Source organism: Micromonospora sp. M61 (assembly GCF_018070245.1).
GTDB lineage: Bacteria > Actinomycetota > Actinomycetes > Mycobacteriales > Micromonosporaceae > Micromonospora > Micromonospora zamorensis.
Genome location: NZ_JAGPYA010000061.1, coordinates 24,131 through 43,480 on the forward strand (window position 1 = coordinate 24,131; position 19,350 = coordinate 43,480).

Here is a 19,350-nt window from a genome sequence, read left to right on the forward strand (position 1 = left end):
TCCCCTGATGCGGCCCGCGATCTCGATGATCGCGGGCCGGGTAAGTGCGCTGTCACTATATCGGGCTTGCCCCAGCGTCCCGGGTGCCGCCGTGCGGCGTCCGGCTGAGGCTCTGCCGCTCTGTGGCGTGGATCACCACGCGTAGAGCGTCCTAGGATACTAGTGGAAGGCGGGGCGTGCTCATGCCGTCTGCGCTGCGGGATCGGTCTGCTGCTCGGGCACCGACTGCGTCGCCGCCCGGCCGAACGCGAGCAACGCCAGCAACAGGTCGTGCTGCATCCGCGCCGGCATCCGATCCAACACCGCCTGCACCGCCCGCTGCCGCCGCTCGGCCAACTCCCCCAGCAGGGTCAGCGCCGCCGCGGTCGGCACCAGTCGCACCTCACGCCGGTCGCGTGGATCCGCCACCCGACGCAACAGCCCGGTCGCCTCCAGCCGGTCACAGAGGCGACTCGCCGACGACGGCACCACGTCCAGCAGCTCCGCCAACCCGTTGACGTTTGTCTCCTGCCGGCTGCTGATCAGCGCCAGCACCCGCAACTGGGTCGGCGGCACCTGGTGCCGCGACGCGGCAGAGTCGAGAACGGCGATCAGTGTCTCGGCAGCCGCGTCGATCGCCGCGGCGAGATCCGCAGGTCGCTCCACCCGATGTCCCCTGCCGTCGTCGCGCTGCTGACCGCCCAGCCGGGCGGCGGCCACCCTCACCCGCCGCTCCGCCCACGCGGACCGTGCCAGTCCAGACAGACCACGACGGCGTCGTCGCGCAGATCGGAATCCGCGTGGTAGGCGTGCAGTTCGCGCATCACCGTACCAACCGCTTCGGCCGCTGGCTGCAACCGCGTGGCGCGCAGGGAACGCGCCATCGCCCGGTCCCCGTACGGTTCCCGACCCGCCGGCTCGGCGGCCCACACCCCGTCGCTGACCACGAAGAGGCGCTCACCGGGGGCGAGTTGCAACTCCTGCAGCTCGTAACGAGTTTCCGCGAACATGCCCAGCGGCATCTGCTGATCCAGCTTCACCGGCTCCACCACGGACCCCCGCACCCGCAGCATGTGCGGGGAACCGGCATCGACAGCCCGTACCTGACCCGTGCGGATGTCCACCTCCAGCAGCAGGGTGGCCACGTACCGGCGACCCCGGTGTTGGTAGAACACGGTGTCCGAGGCCAGCTCGGCCTGCTCCACCAGGCCCCCGCCGGAGCGGCGCGCGTTGCGCATGGCGTTGACCGTGACCGAGGTCAGCATCGACGCGGTCAGACCGTTGCCCTCGCCGTTGAGCACCGTCACGGTCAGGCGGTCGCCGTCCAGGGACCAGTCGAAGTGGTCCCCACCCACCGTGTAGGCAGGTTCGAGTTGACCGGCCAGATCGAACGCGTGGTGCGCCACACTGCGGCCCGGCAACAGATCCCACTGCATCTCGGCGGCCATCGTCATTCGCTCGCGGCGGCGCGCCCGCCGGTAACGGTCGGTCTCCCGGTCCGCCGCACGCATCGCCACCGCCAGGGCGCCGGCGATGTCCGTCGCCCGGCCGGTGACGGCCGGGTTGGCCACGTCGGGAAGCTCGATCAGCAGCACACCCAGCCGTTCCCCCCACACCGTCAACGGCAGGTAGAGCCGGCACGGGCCATCGCCGTCGCGCACCGGTTGCTGGCTGCTGAAACACCGCTGAGCCACGGTGTGACAGGCCAGGAAGCCCGCCGCCGGCAGATCCGGATCCAGCAGCGGCCAGAGCCCACTGATCCGGTAGTCGGCGACGAACACGTCGGTGCGCAGCGCGCCCATCGTCGACCGGATCACCCGGTCCGCCGCCTCCGCCAGTTGGTCGGGCGGGGCGTCGCGCAGTGCGCGCGACACCACGTCCGGCACGTCAACCATGCTCGTCCTCTCCAGAAGCTTGCTACAGGGCAAGCATCATACGGACGCCCCCGGACGACCAAACCGGCGCGGTCAGTCGCCGTCCCGGGCCGCGAGCACGCCGTGGAACGCGTCCGGCACCTGCGTCGGCGGACCCTCCGGCCGCCACTGGGCGACCGGGACGATCCCGTCCGCCGTCGGCACCCAGCGACCCAGCAGCGGCGCGAACGCCGCCGGCGGGCGCATCCGGAACTGTGGCCCCATCATCGCCAGCGCCTGCGGGTGACCCGCCAGCTCCTCGGTGTCGAAGTCCACGGCGAGCAGGCTGCCCGGCGCGGCGGCGGCGTACAGCTCGTCGAGCGTGCGGGTCAGCGTGTCGTCGTCGAGGAACGCGGCGAGCCCGAGAAAGACCACCCCGACCGGCCGTCGACCCCAGCCCGGGACGAAGCGGTGCAGCTGCGCCGGGTCGATAGTGCCGATGTCGGTCGCGTCGCCGAAGCCGTAGCCGGCCCGGTCGCTGCCCGCGAGGATGCTCTGCCCCAGCCGGATGGTGACCGGGTCGACGTCGGTGTAGAGCACCGTCGCGTCGGTGGCGACCTCGTGCACGTTGCCCATCGTGGGCACGCCCGCGCCGAACACCAGGAACCCGTCCACGCCCTGCTCGGCCATCGCCCGCACGGCCCGACCCAGGAACGCCCGCAGCTCCCGGAACACCGGCGCGCACGGCCCGTACGCCTGCTCGAAAGCGTTCGCGGCGGCCACGTCGACCGGGAAGTGATGCTCCCCGCCGAGCCAGAAGTCGATCATGCGTGCCGTGCTCGGCTGGTCCGGTTCACCCATCGATGACTCCCCCTCCCCGACCGCTCGTCGCCAGCGTACCGACCGGGACGCTGTCGGCGGTATCGCGACGCGGAGGCGCCCGGGCCCGCGATACTGGCCGCGAGCGGGAGGTGGGCGGTGAACTCGGCGAACAACGCGGCGGTGGTGGTCGGCGTCGACGGCTCGGAGCCGGCGCTGCGCGCCGTTCGCCTCGCCGCCACCGAGGCGGCGCGCCGGCAGCGACCCCTGCGGGTCGTGCACGGCTTCATCTGGCCGCTGCTGCACGTGCCGGTCTCCCCCGCCCCGGACGCGCCGCCCGGCGGTGGGCTTCGCCACCAGGCCGAGGAGCTCGTCGAGGCCGCGGTGGCCGAGGCCGAGGCGACCGTACCCGGGCTGTCGATCTCCCGCGAGATCATCGACGGCGAGGCCGCGGCGGTGCTGGTGGGCGAATCCCCCACGGCCGCGCTCATCGTGCTCGGCGACCGCGGGTTGGGCGGCTTCTCCGCGCTGGTGGTCGGCTCGGTCGCGGTGCAGGTCGCCGCGTACGCCGACTGCCCGGTGCTGGTGGCCCGCGGTGAGCAACGACCCGACGAACCGGTGCTGGTCGCGGTGGACGGTTCGGCGGCCTCCCGGCAGGCGGCCGACTTCGCCGCCGAGACCGCCGTGTCGCACGGGGTGCCGCTGGTGGCGATGCACGCCTACCGGCACCCGGGCAGCAGCGGCCCGGGCGACATGCAACCCCTGGTGTACGACGAGGGGAAGCTGCACGGCGAGCAGGACCGGATGGTCGCCGAGTGGCTGAGCGGGCTGACCGAGCAGCACCCGGCGGTGCGACTCACCTGCCGGGCGGTCCACGGCCGGCCGGGCGCCGTGCTCGCCGAGGCGTCCCGCTCCGCCCAACTCGTGGTGGCCGGTGGGCAGGGGCGCGGCGAGGTGTCCGGGTTGCTGCTGGGGTCGGTGAGCCAGTCGCTGCTGCACCACGCGCACTGCCCGGTCGCCGTGGTCCGCGCGCCGCGTTAGGCCGGGGTTGGCCCGTCGCGAGACGGGTAGACGTCCGGACCGACGAAGGAGGCAGCAGATGCCAGGACCACGGCCGGGCAGCAACGCGTACGACAAGCAGCGGGCGCGGTTGCGCAACGCGATCGACGACTCCGGACGCCGGGTACCCGACGGCAAGGCCAACCAGGTCGCGAACAGGATCCTGCAGGAGGATCGCGGCCAGCGGGGCGTGGTGCGTGGTGAGCGCACGTACGGTCCCAAGAGTGAGCGCGAACCGGGCGACCCGAAATGAGGAGGGTCGACCTTGCCGACGGCGCCATCGCTGGCGCCGTCGGCAGCACCGCGCTGAACGTGGTCAGCTATCTGGACGTGGCGCTGCGGGCTCGACCGGAGAGCGACGTCCCCGGTGAGACCGTCGACCGGTTGGCCGATATAGCGCACGTGAACCTGGGATCCGGGGCCCGGGCGGCCAACCGCCGCTCGGGCCTCGGCCCGCTGATCGGCTACGGACTGGGCATCGCCGCCGGCGTCGCGTTCGCGCTCTACGCCGGTGGCCGGCGCCAGCCGCTGCCGATGGCCGCCGGCGTGCTCGGGGCCGGCGTGATGACGATGACCGACGGGTCCATCACCGCGCTGGGCATCAGCGACCCGCGTACCTGGCGGCGCTCCGACTGGATCTCCGACATCGTTCCGCACCTGGCGTACGGCCTGACGGCCGCCGCCACCTGGAACAGGTTGCGGCGGCCGTCAGATCGCGGTCGCTAGCTGAAGGTCTGGTCAGCGGGTGTCGCTGTCGTCCTCGGCCACCGGTTCACCGGCCGGGCCGTACGGCGACACCTGCCCCTTGGGCACCGGGCGACCCTCATCGCCCCGCGACGATCCGCGGTTGAGTGGATGACCGGTCGGCTTGGGCCCCTTGCTGTCCTGACTGGTGGCGCCCTTGGCGTTACGCCGGAATTCCTCCTGCTGCGGGTTGACCATGGGTGTCTCCCTCCCGGTACGGCGGGCGGCATCGACCGCCTCCACCGTCGCATACCCGCCCACCCCGGCGGCATTCCGACAGTGGTTGCCGACGCGACGGCTAGCAGGGCCCGGATCGGGTACCCGGTGGGTGTGGGCAACGATCGAACGGTGGTGCGGGTCCTGCTGGACCGGCGTGGCCGCACGTACGCGGAGGAGGCCGGTATCCGGCTCTCCGACCGCCCCGGGCCGCTGTACCAGCTGCTGGTGCTGACCACCCTGCTGAGCACCCGGATCCGGGCGTGCGTGGCGGTGGACGCGGCACGCGAGCTGTTCGCCGCGGGCTACCGCACGCCGCAGGCGATGGAGGCGGCCAGTTGGCAGGAACGCGTCGACGCGCTGGGCCGGGGCCACTACCGCCGCTACGACGAGCGCACCGCCACAATGCTCGGCACCGGCGCCCGACTGTGCCTGGACCGCTGGCACGGTGACCTGCGACGGCTGCACCGCGACGCCCAGGGCGACCCCGCCGGGCTACGTCGGCGGCTCACCGAGTTCCCGGGCATCGGCCCCACCGGCGCGGACATCTACCTGCGCGAGGCGCAGACGGTCTGGTCCGACCTGCGCCCGTACGCCGACCGGCGGGCTCTCGCCGGAGCGAAGCGGCTGGGCCTGCCCGGCAACCCGCACGGGCTGGCCACCCTCGTCGACGAACCGGACTTCGGCCGTCTCGCGTCGGCGCTGGTGCGGGTTGCGCTCGGCGAGGAGTCAGCCGGCGAGGTCACCCGCGTCGCCGCCCGCTGACGGCGGTCACTTCACCGTCTTGTCTCCCGGCCGGGTCAGGTGCCACACCAGCAGGGCGGCGAGCAGCGCCAGGACCACCACCCCGCCGGAGATGCCACGGCCCTCCTCGGGGCTGCGACCCGCACTACCGAAGTAGATCACCGCGAGGCCGGCCAGCACCGTGACGAACGTACGAAACCCTCGGTCCTTCACATATCGCACAGTAGGTGGGCGCGCCCTGTTTAGCCGTATTGTTGGTTATTGTCCATCGACCGGGTGACAGGTCACCGCTCGCTGACGAAGCCGCGCAACCGCACCCGACGCACCGCCCGATCGCGGACCTCCACCACCTCAAGGGTCAGCCCGGGCAGACGCACCGTCTCCCCCGGCTCACAGGGCAGGTGCCGCAGCCGGGCCAGCACCAACCCCGCCACCGTCGTGTAGTCGCGCGACAACGGGAAACTCAGCCGCACCCCGAGGTCGGGCAGGTCGTGCAGCGGGAAGTCCCCGGGCACCAGCACGGACCCGTCCGCCTCCCGGACCACCCCGCGCACGTCGCGGTCGGTCTCGTCGTACAACTCGCCGACCACCTCGGCCAGCAGGTCCTCCATGGTGACCATGCCGTCGATGCCACCGTGCTCGTCGACCACCAGGGCCAGTTGCTGGTGCTCCTGGCGAAGCTGACGCAACGCGTCGGCGACCGGCAGGGTGACCGGCAGCAGCAGCGGCGACCGGACCTGCTCGCCCACCGGGGCGGTGCCGGCTCGCACCAGGTCGCGGATGTGCACCACCCCGAGCACCTCGTCCAGGCCACCGGGACCGGTGACAGGGGCGCGGGAGCGCCCGGCGGCGGCGAGCCGGCGCACCCCCTCGTCCGCGGTGAGGCTGGCCGGCAGTGTCATCACCTCCCGGCGGGCGACCAGGATCTCGCGCAGCGTCCGGCCGGCGATGTCGAACGCGCCGGTCAGGATCTCGCGCTGCTGGGCGGACAGGCCGCGCTGGCTGGCCAGCATCTCCCGCAACTCCTCCTCGGTCGTCTCCTCCCGGTTGGCCCGCGGGTCACCCCCGGCGAGCCGTACGACCGCGTCGGTTGCCCGGCTGAGCAACCACACCGCCGGTCGCGACACCCGTGCGAGCAGGTCCAGCGGGCCGGCGCTCAGCAACGCCCACCGCTCCGCCCGCTGCATGGCCAGCCGCTTCGGGGCCAGCTCGCCGAACACCAGCGTGACGAACGTCAGCAGCACCGTCACCAGCAGCACCGCGGCGGGACGGGCCGCGCCGCCGAGGAAACCCAGCGGGCCGACCAGCGGCTCGGCCAACGACACCGCGGCCGCCGCCGAGGCGAGGAAGCCGGCCAGCGTGATGCCGAGTTGGATGGTGGCCAGGTAGCGGTTCGGGTCGCGGGACAGCTGCACCAACCGGTCGCCGGAGCGGGACCGTCGGCCCAGCCGCCGCAACTGCCCCTCGCGCAACGTCACCAGCGCCATCTCACTGCCGGACAGCGCGGCGTTGACCAGCACCAGCACGGCCACCAGTGCCAACTGCCCGAACTGACCGCCCATCGCGCACCCCCGTCCGCCGCCTCAGGTCACTCAACCGCAGCGGGGCCGTCCCCGGGCCTGGTTCGCGACCGCGCCCCGCTCAGTCGACCTCCAGGTCGTCCAGTGAGATGGCGTGCGTCATCAGCCACCGGGCCAGCGCCGACATTCCGAACAGCCACAGGGGCACCGACTCGGTGGGCCCGTTGGTGGCGTAGATGGCGAAGCGCAGGTCGGGCGCGCGGTACGCCTCGATCCGCCACCGGTGCTGCCGGTCCCGCCAGACCGCCGAAGGGTCCATGGCGTCACCGTAGGTGACCGCCGCCGGCCGGGGGGCCGGTTGGCCAGCACCGCTCAGCCCGGCACCACCGTCGTCCCGATCACGACCCGGGCAGTGGACACCAACAGGCTGATGCCCACTCCCGCGAGGACCAGCCAGCCGAAGCCACGCCACCCGGAGCCACGGTCGAGCACCGGCGTCGACGGTGGCCTCCAGAGCTCACGGTAGGTCCAGGCCAGCACACCCACCCCTAACGGCAGGAGCCCGACCCAGAACCAGAACCACCGGGTGCCGGCAAGGGGCGGCGCGCCGCTGATCAGCCGGGCCAGCCAGAGCACGGTCAGCACACCAGCGAGCAGACCGGCGGTGCCCGCGATCCGGTGCGCGAGGTCGCCGCCGACATGCCAGGGACCGGCCACGGCAGCGAGCCGCGCGTCCAGCCCGGTGTTCGCCGACAGGTCCGGCTCGCCCGGGTACGAAGCCGACGCGGGCGGGTCGACGAAGGCGTACCGGATCTGGCCGTTCGACACGGTCCAGGCCAGCATCCCTCCGTTCTCCGCGTACTGCGGCCGCGGTCGGCTGCCCCAGTACGCGCCGTCGTCGGCCCAGCCGTACGCCCGTTGGAAGCTCACCACCCGGCCGGCCGCGAGATCACGGTCGAGCTGGGACTCGGTCGACTCGCGGGGCTCGACCCACCACGCCAGACCGGCCCACAGCACCCAGAGGACCGGCAGTGCCCAGCGCAGAGTCACCGGGACGATCTCACGCCACCGGCGGCCGGAGGGCCGTGACCGGGAGGGGGTGACGTCGACCATCAGCCCACCGTCGCACCCCGGCGCGATCCTGTCAGCCCCGGATCAGCCGCGACTGACGGCCGTGCGGTGGTCAAGGGTCCGGTTGATCCTGGTCCCTCGGCACAGTGGCTCGCCGAACGCAGTCGCGCAGCAGGGCGCGGCGTTGATCATGAACGTCGTCGGGTTCCTGGTTGCTGGCCGCGTAGACGTTGCTGACCGGCGACCAGGCCATGGACATGGCGATGACCAGAGCCATGAGGTCGAACGGGTCGCCCGCACGTACCCGCCCGGCGGCCTGCGCCTCGGCGATGGCCGTCAGCTTGCGATCGTCGTAGTGCTGGTGGGTCTCGACCAGGTGCCCGGCGGGCCGGCGCTCCAGTCGCGTCCAGGTCGCGAGGCGGATGAGGTCGGGGCGGCGCAGGTATTCGTCGTAGAGGCGAACGGCCCAGTCGGCAAGATCGTCAGCGTCGATCGGCACCACGTTCGTGATGCGCTCCAGTGAGCTGAGGAAGATCGCGTCGAAGAGCCGTTCCTTGTCGCCAAAGTAGCCGTAGAGCTGCGCCTTGTTGGTGCGCGCCGCCGTCACGATGCGTTCGATGCGCGCTCCGGCGATGCCGTGCTGGGCGAACTCCTCGGTGGCGGCGTCCAGGATGCGCTGGTAGGTCGCGGTGCCGCGCGAGGTCAGGGGCTGCTCCGGCATGCCGCCACTCTAGCAACAGAACAGTTGGTTTGCTTCTCTGCGCGACCAGGGCTACGGTCGACAGACCGAACAGTCTGTTTAAGGATGTGTGTATGCGAACGACCATCGGATGGCGGGCGAGCGGCCCGACGGCGCTGCGGCGTACGTCGCTGGAACGCCGTGACCTGCGCTCAGACGATCTGGCGGTGCGAGTCGACTACTGCGGCGTGTGCCACACCGACCTGCACTCCCTGCGCGACCATGACCAGCATGCGAAAGCGCCTCTGGTGCCCGGTCACGAATTCACCGGTGTGGTGACCGGGACCGGGGCCGAGGTGACTGCCTTCTCGGTCGGCGACCGCGTCGCGGTGGGCAATATCGTCGACTCCTGCGGCACCTGTGCCATGTGTCGAGCAGGACAGGAGAACTTCTGCCACTCCTTCCCGACTCTCACCTACGGCGGCACCGACCGGCGGGACGGGTCGACCACCTTGGGCGCCTTCTCCCGCGAGTACGTCGTGCGGGACCGCTTCGCCTACCCGCTCCCCTCCGGCCTCGACCCGGCCGCAGCCGCCCCGCTGATGTGCGCCGGCGTCACCGTCTGGGAACCGCTGCGTTCCCTCGGTGTGGGCTCCGGCAGTCGCGTCGCCGTGGCCGGGCTCGGCGGCCTGGGTCACCTCGCGGTCAAGCTGGCCGTGGCACTCGGCGCCACCACGACGGTCATCAGCCGCACCCAGGAGAAGCGCGACGACGCCCTCCGGCTCGGCGCACACGATCTCCTGGACTCCACCGACACCCGCCAGATGGCAGCGACCCGCGACACCTTCGACGTCGTCATCGACACCATCTCCGCTTCGCACGACCTCGCCCCGTACCTGAAGGTGGTGGCGATGGACGGCACCCTCAGCCTGCTCGGATACCTGGGCCCGGTCACCGTCGAGGCGATGGACCTGCTTGTCGGCCGCAAGAAGCTCAGCTCCGCCGGCAGCGGAGGCCGCCGTTCAACAGCCGAGATGCTCCAGTTCTGCGCCGACAACAGCATCGCCGCCGACGTCGAGGTGCTCCCGTCGGCGCAGGTGGAGACGGCACTCGACCGCCTCCGGCGAAACGACGTCCGCTACCGCTTCGTGCTCGACATGTCCGACCTGGACTGACAGCGGTTGACCCGGCGGGCGCCACGCCCTCAGGTAACGACGATGCGGGCGTCGTCGGGCAGTCGTCGGGTCGTGCCCCGACGGTCCAGCAGCTCCAGCAGGGGCACCGCCACCCGGCGCGTGGTGTCCAACGCCTGCCGGGCCGCCGACAGGGTGAACGGCTGCGGCAGCCCGGCCAGCACCCGGACCGCGTCGTCGAGCGCGTCGGGCAGCAACACCACGTTGTCGGCCAGCCGCAGCAGCGCGCCGGCCCGCACCGCGGCGCCGATCTCGCGCGGGCCCAGGCCGAGGTCGACGAGGCGGTCCGCCTCGGGGGCGCGAAACGGCCGGTCGCCGTATTCCGCGCGGACCCGCTGCACGGCCCGGGCCACCGGCTCGGGCAGCGCGTCGGCGCCCGCCGCCCCGACCCGCCCGGCGTGGATCCGCAGCGGCGGCCGGACCAACGCCTCGACCAGCACCCGGTCGGGCAGGGCGAGGCGCTGGCGCAGCGCGTCCACCGGCATCCCGGGTTCCAACGGGTGCTCCCTGGCGTAGCGGGCGACCTCCTCGGTCACCTGCTCGCCGAGCCGCCGCCAGTGCGCCGGGTCGGCCAACCAGTCACCGGCCACCGGAGGGGCGTCCACCGGCACACCCATCCGGATCAGCGCACCGGCGCGGACCAGCCGGCGACGGCGCAGCTCCCCGGCCAGGTCGGGACGACCGTCCAACTCGGCGAGGACCTGTGCGCGGGTGACGGCGGCACCCCGGCGGGCCAACGGTGGCGGCGCCACGTCCAGCACCCGCACCCCGCCGGTCACGTGGTGCCGCCCCGGGTCACGCAGCAGCGCCCGATCGCCCACCAGCAGCGGCAACGGACGAGCCAACCGCAGGCGTACGGTGTCCACGCCGAGCGGGCGGACCCGTACCGGCACGGCCGCCGACCCGACGTGCAGGGTGAGGGTGGCCGGCAGGTCGGCCGCCGGATCGCCGGTCAGCCGCACGTCGACGAGGTCGGTGCGGTGGAACCGGCCCGGGGTGAGCAGCGCGTCGCCACGACCGAGCCGGTCACGGGGCGTACCCCGCAGGTTGACCGCCACCCGGGCCACCGCCGTCACCTCCGGCCGGGCCTCGCCCAGTGAGTGCAGGCCACGTACCCGCACCGGCTCGTCGGCCCCGGCCAGCTCCAACTCGTCGCCCACCCGCAACCGTCCGACGCCGAGGGTGCCGGTGACCACGGTGCCGCTGCCCCGCACGGTGAAACTGCGGTCCACCCAGAGCCGGACCGGGTCGTCCACCACCGGCGCGGGCAGCCCGGCGGCGAGCCGGTCCAGGGCGGCCCGAAGCTCCGGCAGGCCGACGCCGGTCAGGCCACTGACCGCCACCGCCGGCACCGTGCCGAGGCTGGTCGCCGCGATCTCGGCCCGGGCGCGGGCCATGGCCGGCCCCGGGTCGGCCAGGTCCGCGCGGGTCACCGCCACCAGGCCGTACGCCACACCGAGCGCGTCGAGCGCGGCCAGGTGCTCGGCGGACTGCGGCATCCAGCCCTCGTCGGCGGCCACCACGATCAGCGCCGCCGGCACCGGGCCGACACCGGCGAGCATGTTCGGCACGAACCGCTCGTGCCCGGGCACGTCGACGAAGGCGACGGTGCCGCCGGACGGCAGCGTCGTCCAGGCGAACCCGAGGTCGATGGTCATCCCCCGGCGGCGTTCCTCGGCCCACCGGTCGGGTTCCATCCCGGTCAGCGCCCGGACCAGTGTCGACTTGCCGTGGTCGACGTGCCCGGCGGTGGCGACGACGAACACGGTCAGTCGTCCCCGGGTACGCGCAGCACGGCCGCGCGGACCGTCTCGTCGGCCTCTTCGGGCACGCAGCGCAGGTCGAGCAGGAGCCGGCCCCGCACCACCCGCCCGAGCACGGGCTGGTCGCCGGTGCGCAGCGGCTCCGCGTACCGCTCGGGCAGACTCAGCGCCCACGAGTCCAGCTCGACGCCGGGCGCCCCACCGCCGCCGACCACCGCGGCGGCCGGCACCACCTCCGCCTTGCGGCCGTCCGCGCCGAGCCGGTCGCGCAGCCGCTCCACCCGGCTGCGCAGCACACCCGGGTCGGCGTGCAGCGCCGTGCGGGTGGGCGTGTCCGGCTGGTGCAGGGTGGCGGCCAGCGCGGCCAGGGTGAGCTTGTCCACCCGCAACGCCCGGGCCAGCGGATGACGGCGCAGCCGGTCGACCAGTACGACGTCGCCGAGCAGCAGCCCTGCCTGCGGGCCGCCGAGCAGCTTGTCGCCGCTGGCCGTGACGAGCGTGGCACCGGCGCGCAGGGTGCTGGCCGCGTCCGGCTCGTCGGGCAGCAGCGGATCCGCGGTGAGCAGACCGGAGCCGATGTCGGCGACCACCGGCACGCCGAGGGTGGCCAGTTGTCTGACCGGGGTTGCTGAGGTGAAGCCGGTGACCTGGAAGTTCGACGGGTGCACCTTGAGCACGAACCCGGTCTGCGGGCCGAGGGCGGCGGCGTAGTCGGCGAGGGTGGTGCGGTTGGTGGTGCCCACCTCCCGCAGTCGCGCGCCGGTGCTCTCCAACAGGTCGGGCAGGCGGAAGCCGTCGCCGATCTCGACCAGCTCGCCCCGACTGACCACGATCTCCCGGCCGGCGGCCAGCGCGGTGGCCGCCAGCACCAGCGCGGCGGCGCCGTTGTTGACCACGTGCACGGCGCCCGCGTCGGGCACGGCGGCGGCCAGCGCGTCGAGGGCGTCGCGACCGCGACGGGCCCGCCGACCGGTGCTCAGGTCCAACTCCACGTCGGTGTGCCCGGCGGCGGCCACCACCGCGGCGACCGCAGCCGACGACAGCGGCGCCCGGCCCAGGTTGGTGTGCAGCACGACGCCCGTGGCGTTGAGCACCACGCGGGGGCCCGGCGCGGGCAGCGCGGCGACCGCGGCGTCGCGTACGTCATCGGGGTGCAGCTCGCCACGGCGGGCCCGCTCCTGGGCCCGGATGACGACCGCCTTCACCCGGTCCCGGCCGAGCGTCGCGCTGGCCGCGGCCAACCGAGGGTCGGCGAGCAGCGTGTCGGTGCGGGGCACCCGGCGTCGCGGGTCCACCGGCCCGTCACCCATCGCGTCATCTCCTGCACTGTTGGCGGAGACGGACGGGAATCGAACCCGCCTGGCCCGGGTCCCGGACCACACCGGTTTTGAAGACCGGGAGGGGCACCAGCCGCCTGAACGCCTCCACCGGACATTCGATCACATCGCGGGCGGGGCCGCCCGATCAGATGGAAGATCCATGCCCGTCCGCCGGGCGTCGGCCCGCTCGCGCTGCGGCACCACCGTGTACCGAGGGTCGCGCGCGGAGGCCACCCCGCCGTAGAAGATGCCGAACCGGGTCACCACCGACGCGGCCAGCAGCGCGGCGCCGGACAGCGCGCCGACCAGCCGGCTACGCCGACCAAGCAGCGCGCCAGCGACCCCACCGGCCGTCAACATCCGGCCGGCACGCAGCAGCCGACCGGGGCTGCCCAGCCGGTAGGGCTCACTGAGCAGACCGAGGCGCGTCTCCACCCGATGCGCGCCGTACAACTCCAGGGCCGCCCCGGCCACCGCCATCCTCCGGGCCGGCCCCGCCTGGGCCGGCGGCGCGGCGAGCAGACCCACGCCGGCGCCGCTGGCCAGCGCGCTGCCCGCGAAGATCACCGGCAACTCGGGGTACGCCTCATGCCAGGACGGCACCGCCGTGTCTGCGAGCAACACCCCGGTGTACGTGGCCAGCGCGGGCGCGGTGCCGGCGGCGAGCAGCCCGGCGACGTGCCCGACCGACGGCAACGCCCGACCGGCCAGCCCGAGCAGGCCGTGGCGCGGCAGCACACCGGCGGCCTCGGCGATCGCGGCGACACCAGCGGCCGGCCCGTACGCGGTGAGGATCCAGGTGCCCACCGACATCGGCGACGTCAGCTTCGCCACGCGCAGCATGTGGTGGAACCGCGCCGGCCGGCCGAGGTCCTTGACCAGGAAGACCGCGCTGGCGCTCACGGCGGCCAGCGCGGTGACCCGACCGGCGCGTCGCAACGCCGGCCGGCCGGTGAGCTGCCCACCGGCGGCGAGCAGTGACGAGCCGGCCGCCAGCCCGCCGGTGAACAGGTACGCCGCGATGTCCCACTTCCAGACCGGCGCCTTCAGGATGGGCCGACCGTAGTACGACGTGAACTCCGCCTCCGGCACCCGCAGTTCCTCACCGCCTCCGCGACGCCCACCTCCGCGACGCCCGCCCCGCCGGCCGGGTTCGGCGGTGCGCCGCTGTTGTCCGACCGCCGAGCTGGTGCCGGCGCCGTTCGCGGCCGGCAGCCCGGTGCTCTCGCCGTTCGCGGCCGGCAACTCGGTGCTGGCCGTCGGTCGGTCGCGACCATCGGCGGCCAACCGGTCCCGGAAGCGACGAAAGATCTCGCCCACCTCGGGGCGCTGCGGACTCACGAGGAACCTCCGACGAACGCGGCGACAGTGGCCGCCGCCATGGCGAGAGCCGCGAGGCCGGCGCGCTTCCACATCTTCGGCAGGTCGCGGGTGGTCACGATCGGGTCCGGTGGCAGCCCGTACACCTCCGGCTCGTCCAGCAGCAGGAAGAACGCACCGTCCCCACCGACGCCGTCGTTCGGGTCGTGCCCGTACAGGCGGGCCTCGGGGACGCCCCGCTCGTGCAGCGTCTCGACCCGCGCGGCGGCCCGCTCCCGCAACTCGTCGAGCGGCCCGTACTGGATCGACTCCGTCGGACACGCCTGCGCACACGCCGGCGTCATCCCCGCACCCAACCGGTCGTAGCACAGCGTGCACTTCCACGCCCGACCGTCGTCCTTACGCTGATCGATCACACCGTATGGACACGCGGAGATGCAGTAACCGCACCCGTTGCAGATGTCCTCCTGCACCACCACGGTGCCGAACTCCGTCCGAAACAACGAACCCGTCGGACAGACATCCAGACACGCCGCGTGCGTGCAGTGCTTACAGACGTCCGACATCATCAACCAGCGGAAGTCCGTACGCCCCTCCACACCCGAGCCACGCCCCGGCGGCTGCGCCCCCGGCATCCCCAGGAACTGTGGACCCGCGTCACCGCGGCCCGCGGCGGTCGGATCGGCCTCGATCGTGCCGAGCACGTCCACCGGCCCGCCCCCGGACATCCGGGCGGCGGCGGACGCCGTGCCGGTCGGCACACCCGGGTCCGTGCCGGTGCGCTCACTGGTGCCGGCCGCCACGGCCGCCGACGCCGCGCTGACCGAACCGTCCGTCGGCGTACCCGCGAACGGCGGTGTGCGGTGCCCGGCCGGCCGGGGCTGCTCGATGAACGCGACGTGCCGCCACGAGTTCGCGGTCAACGCGCCGGTGTTGTCATACGACATGCCGAGCAGGTCGAGCCCGCTCTCCGGGACGCCGTTCCATTCCTTGCAGGCCACCTCGCAGGCCTTGCAGCCGATGCAGACGCTGGTGTCGGTGAAGAACCCCATCCGCGGCGGCGCGTCCTCGTAACCGGCGTCCGGCGCCGGATCCAACGGCCCGTAGAGGCTGTTCGGGTCAGGAAGCACCGCGATCCCTCCCCTCACTGTCAGTGGTGACCACCGGGGCGTTGTGGCCCGGGTTGATCCCGGCGCGCCGCTGGTAGTCGGCGACCAGGTCCAGCAGCGCCGGCCCGGTCGGCCGACGGCCGGCCCGCACGTCGCAGGTGCCGACCTTGCTCTCCTGGATCAGCACGTTCGGGTCCAGGCTGATGCCGAACAGGTCGTTGGCCGAGTCGCCGGTCACCAGACCCTCGAAACCGAAGTGGTACGGCAACCACACCTGGTGGATCACCCGGTCCTCGACCCGCAACGGGGTGAGCCGATCCGTCACCAGCACCTTCGCCTCGATCACGGCACGACCGCTGACCAGGTGCGCCCAGCCCAGGTGGTCGAGGCCGCGTTCGACGGCCAGCTCCGGGGACACCTCCACGAACATCTCCGGCTGCAACTCGGCCAGCGGCGACACCGTCCGACTCATCCCACCGGCCGTGTGGTGCTCGGTAAGCCGGCTGACAGTGAACACGTACGGGAACACCTGGCTGTGCTCCTCCGGCGGGCTCGGGTTCACCGAGTTCACCGGATGCGCGTACATCTTGCGGGTCGGGTTGGCCTGCTGCCTGTAGAGCGGGTTACGCACCGGCGACTCCACCGGCTCGTAGTGCGTCGGCAACGGGCCGTCCAGGACACCGCTGGGCGCGTACAGCCAGCCCTTCCCGTCGCCCTGCATGATGAACGGGTCGTCGCCGGCGATGCCCTCCGTCCCGGACGCGCCGGGTGGCGGCCGGTACGACGGCGGTTTGGTCTTCTCGAAGTCCGGCACGTCGTAGCCGGTCCACTCGCTCTTGTCCGCGTCCCACCAGACGTAGCGTTTGCGCTCACTCCACGGGTTGCCGTCCGGGTCGGCGGACGCACGGTTGTAGAGGATGCGCCGGTTCGCCGGCCACGCCCACCCCCACTCGGCGGCCACCCAGTCCTGCTCGTGTCGGGACTTGCGCCGCGCCGCCTGGTTCACGCCGTCGGCGTACACCCCGGTGTAGATCCAGCAACCGATCGCGGTGGAGCCGTCCGCGCGGGCCTCGGCGAAGCTGGACAGCGGGCGGCCGGTCGTCACGTCGTACCCGTTGATCTCGCGCAGCACCGCCTCGGCGCTCGGCTCCGCGTTCGGGCCGTGCGTGGGGTAGTCCCAGGTGAGGTCGAGCAGCGCACGGTCGCGCGGCAGCTTCGAGTCGGCCAGTTTCTCGCGCAGCTTGCGCCCGAGGTGGTAGAAGAACCACAACTCGGAGCGGGCGTCGCCTGGCGGCTCGACGGCCTTCTCCCGCCACTGCAACAGGCGCTGCGTCTGCGTGAACGTGCCCTCCTTCTCCACGTGCGAGGCGGCGGGCAGGAAGAACACCTCCGTGCGGCACTCCTCGGGCACGATCTCCCCGGTGGCAACCTCGGGACCGTTCTGCCAGAACGTCGCACTTTCGATCATGAACAGGTCCCGGACGACCAGCCAGTCGAGGTTGGCCATTCCCAGGCGCTGCGCCCGGCCGTGCGCCGAACCGACCGCCGGGTTCTGCCCGAGCAGGAAATAGCCCTTGATCTTCCCGTCGATCATGTTCAGCACCTGCTGGTAGGTGCCGTGGTCACCGGTCAGCCGCGGCAGGTAGCCGTAGCAGTAGTCGTTCTCCGGTGTCGCCGCGTCACCCCAGTACGCCTTGAGCAGGCTGGCGGCGAACGACCCGGCGTTACCCCAGAAGCCCTTCTGGCCGGGGTGCCGGATGCTGTCCACCCACTCGTCGAAGGTCGGGTGGTCGGCGTGGTGCGGCATCGGCAGGTAACCCGGAAGCAGGTTGAACAGCGTCGGAATGTCCGTGGAGCCCTGGATGCTGGCATGACCCCGCAGCGCCATCACCCCACCACCCGGGCGGCCCATGTTGCCGAGCAACAGCTGGATGATCGCGCCGGTGCGGATGTACTGCACACCCACGCTGTGCTGCGTCCAGCCCACCGAGTAGATCAGCATCCCGGTGCGCTCCCGGCCGGAGTTCTCCGTCCACGCCCGGGCCAACTCCAGGAACTTGTCCTGGGGGATGCCACAGACCCGCTCGACCATCTCCGGGGTATAGCGAGCGAAGTGTCGCTTGAGGATCTGGTAGACGCAGCGCGGATGCTGCAACGTCTCGTCCCGCGGGGTGTCCCCGTCGATCTGCGCGCCGTGCGACTCGTGCTCCAGCCCGGACGCGGTGTCGCGCTCCTTGGCCGTGTGCCCACTGCCGGACGAGTCCTCGTTGCCCTCGTACTGCCAGCTGTCCTGCACGTAGGTGCCGGTCTCCGGGTCGAACCCGGAGAAGAACCCGTCGCCGTCCTCGGTGTCGCTGAACTGCTCGCTCACGATCGTCGCCGCGTTCGTGTACGACAGCACGTACTCCCGGAAGTCCAACTCGTTGTCCAGGATGTAGCGCACCACGCCACCGAGCAGCGCGATGTCCGTGCCCGCCCGGATCGGCAGGTACGAGTCAGCCAGCGCGCTGGTGCGGGTGAAACGCGGGTCGACGTGGAAGACCTTCGCACCCCGACGCTTGGCCTCCATCACCCACTGGAAACCCACCGGGTGCGCCTCAGCCATGTTCGAACCCTGGATGACGATGACGTCAGCGTTGGCGATGTCCTGCTGGAAATCCGTCGCACCGCCACGACCGAAGCTGGCCCCCAGACCGGGGACGGTGGCGGAGTGTCAAATACGGGCCTGGTTCTCGATCTGCAACGCACCGGCCGCGGTGAACAACTTCTTGATGAGGTAGTTCTCCTCGTTGTCCAGCGTCGCCCCACCCAGACTGGAGAAACCCAGCGTCCGGTTGAGCGGCCGGCCCTGCGTGTCGACGTCCTCCCAGGTCTGCTCACGAGCCGCGAGCACCCGGTCGGCGATCATGTCGAGCGCGGTGTCGAGGTCCAGATCCTCCCACTGCGTCGAGTAGGGAGGGCGGTAGCGAACCTTCGTCTGCCGCAGCGGGCTGGTCACCAGGCTCTTGCTGGCCGAACCCTTCGGGCAGAGCCGACCCCGCGAGATCGGGCTGTCCGGGTCGCCCTCGATCTGACTGACCTGCCCGTCCTTGACGAACACCCGCTGACCGCAACCCACCGCGCAGTACGGGCACACCGAACGGGCCACGCTGTCGGCGGTTTCCGTGCGAGCGGTGAGCGCTCGGGATCCATCGGACTTCGCCGCGGCACCCCGCCCCAACGGGTCGGTGCCGGTGAGCTGGCGGTAGACCGGCCAACCCTCGATGAAGGTACGCAGACCCATGCCCCGACACCCCCTCCCACGCGAGCGACCCCATGAACATAGGCCAGCCGAGACATCTTCGCGAGCGGGGGGAAGTCAGACAGCGCCGCCCCCGGCCGTTGTGGGCTCGGGGGCGGCGCTGGTGTCGGTGTGCAGGTCGCCTCTCGGCGAGTGGCGCGACGCGGCTCCAGCCGAACGGTATTCCGCGAAGGCGATATTAGGTGAGGCCCGGGGACACTGAGTCACACCGACACTGACCACAACCGGCTCGGCCCCCACGTTGTTCCCCCACCTGACCGCACCCGCCCGTCCGATGCACCGCCCGGCTGTCCGCCGGCCGGCGACTGCTCACCGCAACGGCTCGCCGCACCGCCCGCCACGTGGGCTTACCGCACCGCCCGCCACGTGGGTTTGCCGCGCCGCCGGCCGCACCGCCGCCGAGTCGCACCGCCGCCGAGTCGCCCCGCCGTCGAGTTGCACCGCCGATCGCCGCACGGCCACGACCATCCACCCACCACCGAGCCGCGCGTCGGCCGCACAGAAACGGAAATGCCGCTGGCCGGCACCCCGGGTGGGGTGCCGGCCAGCGGTCGGGTCGTTCAGTGTTGGTGTCAGCTGTTCCAGTGCTGGGCGACGAGGTCGGTGGCCTGCTGTTCCCACTGGGCGTAGGCGTCGGGGTAGGCGGAGACCTGGACGGTCT

General features: G+C 72.4%; 19 protein-coding genes and 1 tRNA gene. 5 read left to right on the forward strand and 15 right to left on the reverse strand.

Annotated elements, in window-relative coordinates:
• Positions 1–180: 180 nt before the first annotated feature.
• From KBX34_RS27045 to KBX34_RS27055, 3 genes are all read right to left on the reverse strand, one after another.
• Entirely contained in the window at positions 181–645 is a 465-nt protein-coding gene (locus KBX34_RS27045; RefSeq protein ID WP_088951761.1) for a MarR family winged helix-turn-helix transcriptional regulator, read from the reverse strand.
• 56 nt (positions 646–701) lie between these two features.
• Complete coding sequence (locus KBX34_RS27050; RefSeq protein ID WP_088948247.1) at positions 702–1,874, reverse strand: PP2C family protein-serine/threonine phosphatase; 1,173 nt, start codon at positions 1,872–1,874, stop codon at positions 702–704.
• A gap of 72 nt (positions 1,875–1,946) precedes the next feature.
• On the reverse strand, positions 1,947–2,693 hold the full coding sequence (locus tag KBX34_RS27055; RefSeq protein WP_099853684.1) for an SAM-dependent methyltransferase: 747 nt from the start codon (positions 2,691–2,693) through the stop codon (positions 1,947–1,949).
• A gap of 117 nt (positions 2,694–2,810) precedes the next feature.
• Between KBX34_RS27055 and KBX34_RS27060 the strand changes: the two genes are divergently transcribed.
• From KBX34_RS27060 to KBX34_RS27070, 3 genes are read left to right on the forward strand one after another with little or no spacing between them, the layout of a single operon-like run.
• Positions 2,811–3,692 carry a universal stress protein gene (locus KBX34_RS27060; RefSeq protein ID WP_210927714.1) on the forward strand — a complete coding sequence of 294 codons (882 nt, stop codon included), beginning with the start codon at positions 2,811–2,813 and terminating at the stop codon, positions 3,690–3,692.
• 58 nt (positions 3,693–3,750) lie between these two features.
• Positions 3,751–3,963 (forward strand): phosphatidylethanolamine-binding protein, encoded by a 213-nt coding sequence (locus KBX34_RS27065; protein WP_088948250.1) that lies wholly within the window; start codon positions 3,751–3,753, stop codon positions 3,961–3,963.
• The gene (locus tag KBX34_RS27070) at positions 3,960–4,436 is read left to right on the forward strand and encodes a hypothetical protein (RefSeq protein ID WP_088948251.1); all 477 of its coding nucleotides are present in this window, start codon (positions 3,960–3,962) and stop codon (positions 4,434–4,436) included. The genes KBX34_RS27065 and KBX34_RS27070 overlap by 4 nt, the downstream gene beginning before the upstream one ends.
• A gap of 12 nt (positions 4,437–4,448) precedes the next feature.
• On the opposite strand, the gene KBX34_RS27075 is transcribed toward KBX34_RS27070, so the two are convergent.
• A complete protein-coding gene (locus KBX34_RS27075) occupies positions 4,449–4,652 on the reverse strand; it encodes a hypothetical protein (protein ID WP_091397934.1) in 204 nt (67 codons plus the stop codon).
• Between the two features lie 132 nt (positions 4,653–4,784).
• Here KBX34_RS27075 and KBX34_RS27080 point away from each other — a divergent pair, with 132 nt between their 5' ends.
• A complete protein-coding gene (locus tag KBX34_RS27080; RefSeq protein ID WP_210794064.1) occupies positions 4,785–5,435 on the forward strand; it encodes a hypothetical protein in 651 nt (216 codons plus the stop codon).
• A gap of 6 nt (positions 5,436–5,441) precedes the next feature.
• Here KBX34_RS27080 and KBX34_RS27085 read toward each other — a convergent pair whose 3' ends face one another.
• From KBX34_RS27085 to KBX34_RS27105, 5 genes are all read right to left on the reverse strand, one after another.
• Positions 5,442–5,627 (reverse strand): hypothetical protein, encoded by a 186-nt coding sequence (locus KBX34_RS27085; RefSeq protein ID WP_030492012.1) that lies wholly within the window; start codon positions 5,625–5,627, stop codon positions 5,442–5,444.
• Positions 5,628–5,698: 71 nt separating this feature from the next.
• Positions 5,699–6,976, reverse strand: a complete 1,278-nt coding sequence (locus tag KBX34_RS27090; RefSeq protein WP_088948253.1) for a hemolysin family protein — start codon at positions 6,974–6,976, stop codon at positions 5,699–5,701.
• A 79-nt stretch (positions 6,977–7,055) separates the two neighbouring features.
• Positions 7,056–7,253, reverse strand: coding sequence for a hypothetical protein (locus KBX34_RS27095; RefSeq protein ID WP_030327722.1), 198 nt, complete (start codon positions 7,251–7,253; stop codon positions 7,056–7,058).
• A 53-nt stretch (positions 7,254–7,306) separates the two neighbouring features.
• Complete coding sequence (locus KBX34_RS27100) at positions 7,307–8,047, reverse strand: hypothetical protein (protein WP_210927716.1); 741 nt, start codon at positions 8,045–8,047, stop codon at positions 7,307–7,309.
• A 70-nt stretch (positions 8,048–8,117) separates the two neighbouring features.
• Positions 8,118–8,726: a TetR/AcrR family transcriptional regulator gene (locus KBX34_RS27105; RefSeq protein WP_210927718.1), complete on the reverse strand. Its 609-nt coding sequence runs from the start codon at positions 8,724–8,726 to the stop codon at positions 8,118–8,120.
• Between the two features lie 92 nt (positions 8,727–8,818).
• Here KBX34_RS27105 and KBX34_RS27110 point away from each other — a divergent pair, with 92 nt between their 5' ends.
• Positions 8,819–9,859, forward strand: coding sequence for an NAD(P)-dependent alcohol dehydrogenase (locus tag KBX34_RS27110; protein ID WP_210927720.1), 1,041 nt, complete (start codon positions 8,819–8,821; stop codon positions 9,857–9,859).
• 29 nt (positions 9,860–9,888) lie between these two features.
• Here KBX34_RS27110 and selB read toward each other — a convergent pair whose 3' ends face one another.
• From selB to fdh, 6 genes are all read right to left on the reverse strand, one after another.
• Positions 9,889–11,643 carry a selenocysteine-specific translation elongation factor gene (gene selB / locus KBX34_RS27115; RefSeq protein WP_210927721.1) on the reverse strand — a complete coding sequence of 585 codons (1,755 nt, stop codon included), beginning with the start codon at positions 11,641–11,643 and terminating at the stop codon, positions 9,889–9,891.
• 2 nt (positions 11,644–11,645) lie between these two features.
• Positions 11,646–12,950 (reverse strand): L-seryl-tRNA(Sec) selenium transferase, encoded by a 1,305-nt coding sequence (gene selA, locus KBX34_RS27120; protein ID WP_210927723.1) that lies wholly within the window; start codon positions 12,948–12,950, stop codon positions 11,646–11,648.
• 20 nt (positions 12,951–12,970) lie between these two features.
• A tRNA-Sec gene (locus tag KBX34_RS27125) sits at positions 12,971–13,066 on the reverse strand.
• A gap of 13 nt (positions 13,067–13,079) precedes the next feature.
• On the reverse strand, positions 13,080–14,300 hold the full coding sequence (gene nrfD / locus KBX34_RS27130) for an NrfD/PsrC family molybdoenzyme membrane anchor subunit (protein WP_210794069.1): 1,221 nt from the start codon (positions 14,298–14,300) through the stop codon (positions 13,080–13,082).
• Entirely contained in the window at positions 14,297–15,409 is a 1,113-nt protein-coding gene (locus KBX34_RS27135; RefSeq protein WP_210927725.1) for a 4Fe-4S dicluster domain-containing protein, read from the reverse strand. Before KBX34_RS27135 ends, nrfD begins: the two co-directional genes overlap by 4 nt.
• The gene (fdh, locus tag KBX34_RS27140; RefSeq protein WP_210927727.1) at positions 15,399–18,671 is read right to left on the reverse strand and encodes a formate dehydrogenase; all 3,273 of its coding nucleotides are present in this window, start codon (positions 18,669–18,671) and stop codon (positions 15,399–15,401) included. Before fdh ends, KBX34_RS27135 begins: the two co-directional genes overlap by 11 nt.
• Positions 18,672–19,350 lie beyond the last annotated feature (679 nt).